Source organism: Afifella pfennigii DSM 17143, from assembly GCF_000688515.1.
In the GTDB taxonomy this organism is placed as follows: Bacteria; Pseudomonadota; Alphaproteobacteria; order Rhizobiales; family Afifellaceae; genus Afifella; species Afifella pfennigii.
The window spans coordinates 1-11,659 of sequence record NZ_JHZK01000016.1 but is presented as its reverse complement, the minus strand read 5'-3'; the positions used below and the strand labels follow the sequence as shown (position 1 = coordinate 11,659).

The 11,659-nt window shown below is 65.5% G+C and carries 10 protein-coding genes; 6 read left to right on the top strand and 4 right to left on the bottom strand.

What is annotated here, in order from left to right; genetic code table 11:
• Window positions 1-5 precede the first annotated feature (5 nt).
• From Q331_RS0111920 to Q331_RS0111905, 4 genes are all read right to left on the bottom strand, one after another.
• On the bottom strand, window positions 6-434 hold the full coding sequence (locus tag Q331_RS0111920) for a universal stress protein (RefSeq protein WP_026380870.1): 429 nt from the start codon (window positions 432-434) through the stop codon (window positions 6-8).
• A complete protein-coding gene (locus Q331_RS21335) occupies window positions 406-3,069 on the bottom strand; it encodes a TRAP transporter permease (RefSeq protein WP_051631113.1) in 2,664 nt (887 codons plus the stop codon). The genes Q331_RS0111920 and Q331_RS21335 overlap by 29 nt, the downstream gene beginning before the upstream one ends.
• Before the next feature lie 115 nt (window positions 3,070-3,184).
• The gene (locus tag Q331_RS0111910) at window positions 3,185-4,153 is read right to left on the bottom strand and encodes a TAXI family TRAP transporter solute-binding subunit (RefSeq protein ID WP_026380869.1); all 969 of its coding nucleotides are present in this window, start codon (window positions 4,151-4,153) and stop codon (window positions 3,185-3,187) included.
• Between the two features lie 312 nt (window positions 4,154-4,465).
• Entirely contained in the window at window positions 4,466-5,149 is a 684-nt protein-coding gene (locus Q331_RS0111905) for a GntR family transcriptional regulator (RefSeq protein ID WP_051631090.1), read from the bottom strand.
• Between the two features lie 399 nt (window positions 5,150-5,548).
• On the opposite strand from Q331_RS0111905, the gene Q331_RS0111900 reads away from it, so the two are divergent.
• From Q331_RS0111900 to Q331_RS0111875, 6 genes are all read left to right on the top strand, one after another.
• Window positions 5,549-6,538 (top strand): ABC transporter substrate-binding protein, encoded by a 990-nt coding sequence (locus tag Q331_RS0111900; RefSeq protein ID WP_210164945.1) that lies wholly within the window; start codon window positions 5,549-5,551, stop codon window positions 6,536-6,538.
• A 20-nt stretch (window positions 6,539-6,558) separates the two neighbouring features.
• Window positions 6,559-7,404, top strand: coding sequence for an ABC transporter ATP-binding protein (locus Q331_RS0111895; RefSeq protein ID WP_051631089.1), 846 nt, complete (start codon window positions 6,559-6,561; stop codon window positions 7,402-7,404).
• Window positions 7,401-8,150: an ABC transporter permease gene (locus Q331_RS0111890; protein WP_026380865.1), complete on the top strand. Its 750-nt coding sequence runs from the start codon at window positions 7,401-7,403 to the stop codon at window positions 8,148-8,150. Before Q331_RS0111895 ends, Q331_RS0111890 begins: the two co-directional genes overlap by 4 nt.
• 3 nt (window positions 8,151-8,153) lie before the next feature.
• Window positions 8,154-8,891 carry an ABC transporter permease gene (locus Q331_RS0111885; RefSeq protein ID WP_026380864.1) on the top strand — a complete coding sequence of 246 codons (738 nt, stop codon included), beginning with the start codon at window positions 8,154-8,156 and terminating at the stop codon, window positions 8,889-8,891.
• Window positions 8,892-8,947: 56 nt separating this feature from the next.
• Window positions 8,948-9,805 carry an isocitrate lyase/PEP mutase family protein gene (locus tag Q331_RS0111880; protein ID WP_026380863.1) on the top strand — a complete coding sequence of 286 codons (858 nt, stop codon included), beginning with the start codon at window positions 8,948-8,950 and terminating at the stop codon, window positions 9,803-9,805.
• Between the two features lie 197 nt (window positions 9,806-10,002).
• On the top strand, window positions 10,003-11,325 hold the full coding sequence (locus tag Q331_RS0111875; protein ID WP_026380862.1) for an acetamidase/formamidase family protein: 1,323 nt from the start codon (window positions 10,003-10,005) through the stop codon (window positions 11,323-11,325).
• The last annotated feature ends 334 nt before the right edge of the window (window positions 11,326-11,659 follow it).

The window sequence follows — 11,659 nt, the reverse complement described above, 5'->3', positions numbered from 1 at the left end:
GTGCCTCAGCAACGATGGACATGGACGGATTGCCTCGCATGCCGGACGACGCGGGCGGCGTTGGGCCCCAGCAGATAGTCCCTGAGAGCGGGGCGGTGCGATTCCATGATGATGAGGTCGGCGTCGATATCGTTGGCGGTCCTCAGGATCTCCTCGTAGATCAAGCCATGCGCGATATGGCCTTGCACCGCTTCGGGATTGTCGGCGGCGCTGCGGATCACCTTTTCCAGCTCGCCGCGCGCCGCCTCAAGGGCCTTGCGCTCGAAATCGGCGGGAAAGAAGGAGCCCACGATCGGCATGGAATAGGTCGGGACGACCGAGACCACATGCAGCTCCGCGCCCGCATTGCTGGCGAGCTTCTGGGCGACGGGAAAGATGCGCTCGACCGAATCGGGGTCTCCGAGATCAAGAGCGAGCAGGTATTTCTCGGTCATGCGGCTTTCCCCAAAAGGCGGGCACGGTCTGCCTGCGGCGTTGCGCGAGCCAGACGAGCCCGAAAAGAACAAGGGCGGGAATGTAGAAGATTTCCTTGGGCATGCGCTCCGCGGGAAGCTTGACCGTCTCGATCAGCACCGGCTCGTCGGCGTAGAAATCGAAGGTCTGGAACTGGGTGAAGAAGCGTGTGCCCGGCAGCGGCTCCTCAAGGACGGCCATGCCGTCCGTCTCCATCACCGTCAGTCCCCCGGCCTGGAGCCTGTCGACGCCGCTTTCGCCCGCCGGCCCGAGCGGTACGTGAATGCTGAGCTGGGTGATCTCGCCGATATTGTCGAAGTCGGGCCCGCGCACGACGAGACGCAAGGTATCGTCCGGCGGGGCGGCGGCGGCGATCTCGCCGACCTGAACGCCGGGATACTCCTCAAACGGCGGCTGGATCTGGTCGAGCCAGAAGCCCGGTCGCAGCAGGGTAAGGGCAACGAGGAGAAGGGCCAGCGTCTCCCACCATCGGTTACGGGCGAGGAAGTAGCCCTGCGTTGCCGCGGCGAAGACCAGCATCGCCAACGTCGCCACGACGAAGACGAAGATGGCGCGGACGGGGCCGACATCGATGAGCAGGAGTTCGGTGTTGAAGATGAAGATGAACGGTAGGAGCGCGGTGCGGATGTCGTAGGTGAAGCCCTGCACGCCGGTGCGGATCGGATCGCCTCCGGAAATGGCGGCCGCGGCGAAGGCGGCAAGGCCGACGGGCGGCGTGTCGTCCGCCAGGATGCCGAAATAGAACACGAACAGATGCACCGCCACGAGCGGCACCAGAAGCCCGCTCTCCGCGCCCACGGAGACGATGACGGGAGCCATCAGCGAGGAGACGACGATGTAGTTGGCGGTCGTCGGCAGGCCCATGCCGAGGATGAGGCTCATCACGGCGACGAAGAACAGCATCAGAAGAAGATTGCCGCCGGAGAGGAACTCCACGAATTCGCCGACGACCTGATGCGCGCCGGTGAGCGAGACGGTGCCGACGATGATGCCGGCGGCGGCGGTGGCCACGCCGATGCCGATCATGTTGCGGGCACCGTTGATCATGCCGACGGCGAAATCGATGATGCCGAGCCGGATGGCGGCGCCGTACCCGCTAGTGCCGCGCATGAACGCCTTCAGCGGGCGCTGGGTCAGGACGATGGCGATCATGCAGATGGTCGCCCAATAGGCGGCCAGCTGGGGCGACATGCGCTCCAGCATGATGCACCAGATGAGGACGATGATGGGCAGGATGAAATAGAGCCCGGTGACGGCGACGTCGCGCGGGCGCGGTAGCTCCACGGGGTTGTTCGGATCGTCCTCGGGCAGGTCGGGGTGGCGCGCCGCCACCCATAGCAGGGCGAGATAGGCGGCAAGGAAGAGGAGCGTTGCCGACAACAGGGTGAACTGGGGCAGGGCACGCTTCACCCAGCCAAGGCCGAAATAGACGATGGCCGCCAGCGCTGCCATGGCGATGAAGCCGAAAAGCACGCCGGCAAGGCGCTGCGCGACGGACCCCAGCGGGGTGGGGCGCTTCAGCCCCTTCAGGTCGAGTTTCAGCGCCTCCAGATGCACGATGTAGACAAGCGCGATGTAGGAGACCAGCGCCGGCAACAGGGCGTGCAGGATGAGGTCCGGATAGGCGACGCCGGTGAACTCGGCGATGAGAAAGGCGGCCGCGCCCATCACCGGCGGGGTGAGCTGACCGTTGGTGGAGGAGGCGACCTCGATGGCGCCGGCCTTTTCCGGCTTGAAGCCGGTGCGCTTCATCAGCGGGATGGTGAAGGTGCCGGTGGTGACGACATTGGCGATGGAGGAGCCGGAATAGAGCCCCGACAGGGCCGAGGCGACGACGGCGGCCTTGGCCGGCCCGCCGCGCAGATGCCCCAGCAGCGCGAAGGCGAGCTTGATGAAGTAGTTGCCTGCCCCGGCGCGTTCCAGAAGGGCGCCGAACAAGACGAACAGGAAGATGAGCGAGGCGGAGACGCCGAGGGCGACGCCGAAAACGCCCTCCGTCTGCATCCAGTAATGCCACATCGCCTTGTTGAAGCTGGCGCCGGCCCATTGGATGGCGTCGGGCAGCCAGCTGGCATTGCCGAAGAAGACGTAGAGCATGAAGACCGACGCGACGACCACTAGCGGCAGGCCGAGCGCGCGATAGACAGCGATGCCGACCGAGGCGATGCCGATCGTGGCGATGACCAGATCGGCGGTGGTCGGCAGGCCGGCGCGCTCGCCGATCTCCCTGTTGAACCAGAACAGATACATGGTGGAGATGGCGCCCAGCAGCGCCAGCCCCCAATCGTACCAGGGCACGCGCTCGCGCGGGCTGGAGCGGAACAGCGGATAGGCGAGCATTGCCAGCACCAGCGCGAAGGCCAGATGCACGCGCCGCGTCTGCAGATTGTTGAGGACGAGGTTGAGCCCGGTGACCTCCGCCATGAGGTAGGGCAGGCCCGACGCGCTATAGAGCTGAAAGGCAGACCAGGCGAAGGCGATGATGACGATGATGCGGCCGGCCATGCCCTTGGCCTGACGTGCGCCGCCTTCGCTTGCGGCGACGAGCACATCCACATCGACTGCGGGCTTGCCGCCCTTTCCATCCCCCGACATCGGCATGCCCTCTTATCGGTGCGGAATCCGCCCGGCGGTGTGTTGGATGTCCCGTGTCAGAAGCATGGGGCGTGCCGGGCGTCGGCCGCCCGGCACCTCTTCGCGCATGGCTGGATTACATCCAGCCGCGCTCTTCGTAATAGCGCTTGGCGCCGTCATGGAGCGGCGCGGACAGCCCGTCGGAGATCATCTCCTCCTCCTTCAGGCCGGCGAAGGCCGGGTGCAGGCCCTTGAAGTCCTCGAAATTGTCGAAGACGGCCTTGACCACGGCGTAGACCGCATCCTCGGGCACGGAGGCTGAGGTCACCAAGGTTGCGCCGACGCCCCAGGTGGTGACGTCCCCGTCCTGGCCCTCATAGGTGCCGGCGGGGATGGTTGCGACGCGGTAGTAGGGATTTGCCTCCACCAGCCGGTCGACGACCTCGTGTTCGACATCGATGAGTTGGGCGCCGCAAGTCGTCACCGCTTCGGTGATGTTGGCGCTCGGATGCCCGACGACGTAGACATAGGCGTCGATTTGGCCGTCGCAGAGCGCGGCCGGCATCTGGGCGGCGGCGAGCTCGGCGGCGACGGTGAAGTCGTCCAGGGTCCAGCCCAGTTCGCCCATCAGCAGTTCCATGGTGCCGCGCTGGCCGGAACCGGGATTGCCGACATTGACGCGCTTACCCTTCAAATCCTCCAGGGACTGAATGCCGCTGTCGGGGTGGACCACCAGGGTGAAAGGCTCCGGATGGATCGAGAACACCGCCCTCAAATCCTCGTTGGGGCCGGCGCTTTCGAAATTGTCGGAGCTGCCCTGGTAGGCATGGTACTGCCAGTCCGACTGCACCACACCGAAATCGAGCTCACCGGCGCGGATCGTATTGAGGTTGTAGACCGATCCGCCGGTCGATTCCGCCGAGCAGCGATAGCCGTGCTCGGCCCGGTCGCGATTGACCAGGCGGCAGACTGCGCCGCCGGTCGGATAATAGACGCCCGTCACGCCGCCGGTGCCGATGGTGATGAATTGCTGTTGCGCAGAGGCGCCGAACGACATGCTGCCCGCCACGAGGGCGGCGGCGGCTCCGACTGCGACTTTTCTCATGATTGTCCTCCCGTGCATTCTTGCGTTTGCCACTGCACCGCGATCAACGCACACGCGCTACAACCCGTCAACCGACGGGACGAAAGGTCTCAAAGGACCCCAAAAGCTTCTTTCTGGGCCTGCGCCGGCGTGATGGCTCTGCGCCGATCGGAGAGGCCGCCGAACCGTACCTGCTGCGGTTTCAGGCGCGACATCGCCGGTCTCGCGCGACCTTAAAGGGCGGTTGATGTCGGAGCCGAAGAAAGGCCCCCGCACCCGCCGTAAGGTCGCGGACGGAGCCCGCCCTGCCGCCATGCGGGCGTTGCGGTGGGCTTAGGAGGATGTCGCCGCGTCGAGAAAGACCGCGCGTCCGGCACGCACATGCGAGCGCATGACGGAGGCTGCCCAGGCTCCATCTTTGGCCTGCAGCGCCTCCACGATTTCCCGGTGGTGATTCATGCTGCGCATCAGGTCGCGCCGCTCGTAGCGGGCAAAGGTGCGCAGCACCAGGGGCATCTCAACCACCTGTTTGAGAAGTTGTCGCAGGCGCCCGTTGCCGGAGGCCTCGTAGAGGATGCCGTGGAAGCGGTCATTGTATACAGACATCCTCTGATGGTCGATCCGCTGGCCCTCCACGATGAGGCCTTCCATTTTCTCGCAAAGGCGCTTCAGCTCGGCGATCTCATCTTCGCCGATACGTGAGGCTGCAAGCTCGACCGCATAGCTCTCCAGGAGCGCCCGCAGGCCGAAAATCTCGTCGAGATCGTGCGCTTTCCAATCGTTGACGCGGGCGCCGAGATTGGGAACCAGCGTTACCAAACCCTCCGCGTTGAGCCGGCGCAGGGCTTCGCGCACCGGCGTGCGGCTGACGCCGATGGCCGAGGCGAGCTCCTGCTCGCGCAGATGGCTGCCGCCCTTCCAGCGGCTGTTGAGGATGCCTGTCCGAATGGCGGAATAGGCAACCTCGGCGGCGCGCTGCCCGCCTGTCTCCGCCGTCTTCTTTTTCAGCCCCTGCATTCTGCGTCACCTGATCGTTTCATGCTTGCTTTGTATACAACGAACTTATAGCATCAACGGAAAATCGCGGTTTGGCGCGTAAGTTCGGCCATTCTGCCCGAAGGGAGTATACAACGTGCCGGAGCCCGCTGCACGTTTGCGCCAGTCGCCTCGTCTTTCCAGATACCGGCCTCGTCGGCTTTGCGGCAGTTGGCTCGCCAGCTTGCGGCCGGAGCGGCCGGGCACCTTCGCGGCATGACCCTCGCCCCTCACGAGCTCGTCCCTCGCAAAGGGGACTGCCCCATGTGCGCGCCGGTCGCACGCTCGGCGCGCATGCCCGTTCATCGACGTGCTGTCCATCGCATCGCAGCGACGGCGAAACCCGAAAAACCGGGATCGTCCACCACAAGGAGGAAACGAATGATGCATTTGTCTGCTGCCAAGGCCCTGAAGGGAGTGGCCCGCACGGCCTGTGCCGCCCTGGCGCTCGCCATAGGTCTTGCCACGGCCGTGCCGCAGCTTTCCGAAAGGGCCGAGGCGGCCGAGATCACCGTGACGCATTGGGGCGTTTTGATGTACGGCGCGCCTTATGCGGTCGCCATGGAGAAGGGCTACTACCGCGATGCCGGCGTCGACGTCACCGGCGTCATCACCTCCAAGGGCGGCGGCACCACCATGCGCAACGTCATGGCGGCGGGGCTGCCCTATGGCGAGGTGGCGCTTTCCGCCGTCGTCGCGGCGATCAATCAGGGCGTCGACCTCAAGATCGTCCATACCGGCGTCAAGACCACCGGCGAGATCCTCTGGGTGACGCTGCCGGATTCCCCCATCCAGTCGGTCGCCGACCTTTCTGGCCAGAAAGTCGCCTTCACCAACCCCAAATCCGTCACCGATATGCTGATCACCATGATGGCCGACAAGCACGGCCTGGAGATGGATCTGGTCGCTGCGGGCGGCCTCGGAGCGGGTCTCACCATGCTCAACGAAGGCGCCGTCGTCGCAGCCCCGATCATGGATCCGGTCTGGGCGAGGCTTCAGGATCGCTACCGGCCGGTCTTCCAGATCAAGGACGAACTGCCGCGCATGACCCAGACCGTCGGCGTCACCACCTCGCAGTTCCTTGAGGAGGAAGCCGATACCGTCAAGGCCCTGGTGGAGGCGCGCCGCAAGGGCGTGGAGTTCGTCTACGCCAATCCGGAGGAGACGGCGCAGATCGTCGCCAAGCATTACGAGATGGATCCCGATCTGGCGCTGCGCGCCATCCGCAACCTGATCGAGCTCAACTATTGGGGCACCGGCGAGTTCGACATCGAGGCGATGGACAATCTCATCGACGGTTTGCGCATCATCGATGAGGTGGATGGCGACGTGGACTGGGACAAGTACGTCCACGACGCCTTCGTGCAGTAATCGGTGAGCGGGAGGCCGCCATGGCTGCGTCCGTCGTCAAGATGAGCGCCGACCGTTCCGTGTCGACGCCGATGCTCCACGCCGAGATGACGGGGGTGACCCGCATCTACGCCGCCAAGGGCAAGACGCCCGGGGTCCACGCCTTGGGGCCCGTCGATCTTGCGCTGCGCCAGGGCGAGTTCTTCTCCGTGGTGGGGCCGTCGGGATGCGGAAAATCGACCCTTCTCGATGTCCTGGCAGGCCTCTCCTCTCCGACGGAGGGCAAGGTTGTGTTCGAGGGGGCGCCGGTGACGGGATCGGTGCCTCCCGGCATCGGCGTCGTCTTTCAGGAGAACGCCGCCTTCCCCTGGTTGAGCGTGAAGGACAACATCGCCTTCGGGCTCCGCCGCGAAGGGACCGACCCGGCCGAGGTGGAGCGGCGCGTCGGCTACGCCCTCGGCTTCATGGGGCTTGAGGATTTCGCCGCCGCCTATCCCTCGCAGCTTTCCGGCGGCATGCGCCAGCGCGTCTGCATCGCCCGCACCCTGGTCATGCAGCCGCGGCTCATCCTCCTGGACGAGCCTTTCGGCGCGCTCGACGCCCAGACACGCCTCTTGATGGGCGACGAGCTTTTGAAGCTGTGGCGCGAGACGGGGGCGACGGTGATGCTCATCACCCATGCCCTCGACGAGGCTGCGATGCTGTCGGATCGCATCGCCGTGATGTCGGCGAGGCCGGGCCGCATCATGGAGGAGCTGGAGACCGGCTGGCCGAAGGAGCGCGATTCCCGCATCGCCTCAGAAGACCATTTCGGCCAGATCACCAGCCGCCTGTGGAAGCGCCTGCGCGAGGAATCCATCAAGGCGACCGCGAGGGGGGGCGCATGAGCCGCGCCGGCACCATTCGTCTCCTCTTCGTCGTTCTGTGCGTCGGGGCGCTGGAGGCGGCCTGTCGCGGCGGTCTCATCTCGCCGCAATTCGTCATTCCGCCGAGCGTCATGGCGGCGCATTTGTGGCAGCTCTTGATCGACGGCACGATCACGGCCGACATCGTGGAGACGCTGTCCAACGTTCTCATGGCCGTGATCTTGGCGGTCAGCGTCGGTTTCGTCTGCGGTGCCGTCCTGCATTCCTTGCCGCGTCTGCGCCGCGCCGTGGATCCGTTTCTGGCCACCTATTACGCCGTCCCCTTCTTCGCCTTCTATCCGCTTCTCATCGTCATCTTCGGTCTCAACGCCCTGCCCATCGTCACCATCGGCTTCCTCTTCGGCGTCGTGGCGATGATCATCAGCACCATCAACGGTCTCGACCGCATTCCGCCGGTGCTCCTGAAGACCGCCTCCGTGCTCGGCATGGGCCCGGTCCGCACGGCGCTGATGATCAAGCTGCCCAGCGCCGCGCCGCATCTTTTCACCGGCACCAAGCTGGCCATCGCCTATTCCTTCATCGGCGTCATCGCAGCCGAGTTCATCATGTCTTCCTCCGGGCTCGGCTATTCCATCGCCTATGCCTTCAACTCCTTCGACAACCGCACGATGTACGCCCTGATGCTGTTCATCATCCTCTTGGTGACGCTCATCAACGCCGTTCTCTACATGTGGGAGCAGGCGATCATGCAGCGGCGGGGGAGCTGAGCCATGCGGCAGATCCTCGATTCGCTCCTCCTGGTTCTCGCCCTCGCGCTCGTCTGGCAGGGGCTCTATTGGCTGGCTGGCGACCTGGCGCTTGCCTCGCCGGCGCAGACGTTCGCCCGCGCCGCCGAGCTGCTTGCAACCCCCTCCTTCTGGCGCCATGCGTCTGAGACCTTTCTCGCTCTCGGATATGCGCTCCTCATAGCCGTCACGGCGGGCATGGGCATCGGCCTTGCCCTCGGCATGCATCGCCTGTCCGGCGAGGTCGCAGAGCCGGTGCTGGTCTCGCTCTACTCGCTGCCGAAAATCACGCTCTATCCGGTGATCCTGCTTCTTTTCGGGCTCGGCATCTCCGCCAAGATCGCGCTCGGCGTCATCCACGGCATCATCCCGATCATCATCTTCTCCATGGGGGCGGTGCGTGCCATTGCGCCGGTCTATTTCAAGACCGCGCGGGTGCTGCGGCTGAGCCGCGGCCAGCTCGTCAGGACCGTCATCGTTCCAGCCGCCATCCCCGAGCTCGTCTCCGGCTTGCGGGTCGGCTTCTCCCTCACGCTTCTCGGCGTGCTGATCGGCGAGATGTTCGCCTCCCAGCGCGGCCTCGGCTACCTCGTCATGAAGTCCATCGGCACGCTGGACGTGCCGACCATGATGGCGGTCATCGTGATGTTGGCCCTTGTCGCGGTGCTGATCAGCTCGCTCCTGCTCTACCTCGATCATCGCTTGCACCGCCGCGCCCTCTAGGGCGCGCGGAGCGCGGCCGAGCACACCTTCCCTGAAAACAGCAGAATGTTTCTCCCATGACGTCTCTGAAGCAGCGCCTCTCCCAGCCGCGATTGCTCTCCGCCCCCGGCGTGTTCGACATGATCTCCGCCAAGATCGCCGACGAGACAGGGTTCGAGGCGCTCTATATGACCGGCTTTGGCACTGTCGCTTCTCATCTCGGCCTGCCCGATGCGGGCCTTGCCACCTTCACCGACATGGTGGGAAGGGTCGCGGCCATCGCCGGTGGCTGCCGCACGCCGCTCATCGCCGACGGCGACACCGGCTATGGTGGCTTGCTCAATGTCGACTTCACCGTGCGCGGCTATGAGCGCGCCGGCGCGGCGGCGATCCAGATCGAGGACCAGGAATTTCCGAAAAAATGCGGCCATACCCCCGGCCGGCGCGTCGTCGCGCTGGAGGAGATGGTGCGCAAGATCAAGGTCGCCGTGGCGGCGCGCGATTCCTCCGACTTCCTCGTCATCGCGCGCACCGATGCGCGCACCGCGCATGGCCTTGACGAGGCGCTGCGGCGCGCCGACGCCTATGCGGAGGCGGGCGCCGATGTGCTCTTCGTGGAATCGCCGGAAACGGAAGAGGAGATGGAGCGCATCTGCCGTGCCATCGACCTGCCGCTCGTCGCCAACATGGTGGAGGGCGGGCGTACCCCTCTCCTGGGCAAGTCGCGCCTGGAGGAGCTCGGCTACCGGCTTGCCATCTTCCCGGCTTCCGGCTTCCTCGCCGCGGGCGGTGCCCTGCGCGCCGTCTACGGCAGGATCCGCCGTGAGGGCTCCAGCGCGGGCTATGAGGGCGAGCTTTACCCGTTTTCCGATTTCACCCGCCTGATGGGCTTTGAGCGGGTCTGGGAATTCGAAAAGCGCCATGCCGATGAATAGGTGGCTGTAACGGCGCTCGGCCCAAGCAGCCTTTGCGGCGCGTCGCTTGGAAAACGCCGCCAGAGCGGGCCGCGAGCATCTGCCTGAGCGGATGAGAGCGGCGTTCAACGCGTAGCTGAAACCCGCCCGCGGGCGATGACGGCGGCCCGCGCCGACCTAATATGTATCTGGAAAGCCAGAAAAAACAGGAGCTGCAGATGGCTGAGGGAATGTACGCGCAAAAGCCGGCCCAGCGGAGCGTGGTCGTCCACGGCTTCACCAACAGCGTCCTCGATCCGAACGAGCCGATGCTCGGCCCGGTGGAGGATGGCGGCACGGTCATCGCCAACACCGCGCCGGGCTGCTGGGGGCCGATGATCACGCCGAGCCTGCGCGGCGGGCATGAGGTCACGCAGCCGGTGCGCATCGAGGGCGCCGAGCCCGGCGACGGCCTCGCCATCCGCATCCGCGACATCACCGTCACCTCCATCGCCACGGCTTCCGGGCACGATTCTTCGCCGGAAGGCTTCTGCCTCGGCGATCCCTATGTGGCGGCGCGCTGCCCGACCTGCGATGCCGTCTGGCCGCAGACACATGTGGAGGGCATCGGCCAGGATGCGGTGCGATGCGACGTCTGTGGCAATCCGGTGAAGCCCTTTGAGGTGGTGCACGGCTACACCGTCACCTTCGACGAAACCCGCGCCGTCGGCCTGACCCTGCCGCGTGAGGCGGCCGAGACGATCGCCAGAAACGCCAATCACTACGCCGCGCTGCCCGATGAGAGCCGGCAGCACTCGATCCTGACCTATGCCCCCTCCGACATGCCCGGCACGCTGGTGCGCATGCGGCCCTTCCTCGGCCAGCTTGGCACGTGTCCTTCGAAGGCGATGCCGGACAGCCACAATGCCGGCGATTTCGGCGCCTTCCTCGTCGGCGCGCCGCACGCTTATGCCTTCACGGCGGAGGATCTGGCGGAAAACAAGACCGACGGCCATATGGACATCGACGCCGTGCGCGCCGGCGCCATCCTCGTCGCCCCGGTGAAGGTGCCGGGCGCCGGCCTCTATATGGGCGACATGCATGCCGGTCAGGGCGATGGCGAGATCGCCGGCCATACGATGGATGTCGCCGGCAGCGTCACGCTGCAGGTGGAGGTGGTGAAGAACTACCCGCTCGACGGGCCGGTGCTGTTTCCGCTTCGGGAGGATCTGCCGCCGCTCGCCCGTCCGTTCTCTTCCGCCGAGAAGGCGAAGGGCAAGCGCCTGGCCGCCAAATGGGGCGTCTCGGAGATGGAGGAGCTTGCGCCGATTTCCGTCATCGGCACCGCCGCCAATCTCAACGACGCCATCGAGAACGGCCTTGCCCGCGCGGCCAAGCTCCTGGATGTCAGCGTCCCCGAAGTGCGCAACCGCGCCACCATCAACGGCGCCATCGAGATCGGTCGCGCCCCCGGCGTCATCCAGGTGACCTTCCTGGCCCCGCTCGCCAAGCTCGATGCCGTCGGCCTCGGCGACTACGCCCGCGAGCAATACGGTCTTTGAGGCCCACGCCGCGGCGCGTTTAGGCCGCGGCGCCCGCCTCGAAGTGGGTGCGCCCCTCGCCATCCTGCCAGCCGCTGGTGTGATGCAGTTGACTGTGAAGAACGCATAAGCGGCTGATAGTCGACGGATTTCGGTCTCTCGCAAGGTTTCGGTTTTGCAGGATTCGGTGGCTTGAGCCTGCGGAACCTTGCGATTTCGCATGCGGTTTGGGGATTCCCGGCGGCGCCTTTCCGTGATTCGATTGAGAGGATCACGAGAGGTGACGATGCGACCGAGAGCGCCCAATCGCGAGCTCACCGATGACCTGTTCCGCGCCCGGCTCGACCAGATCATC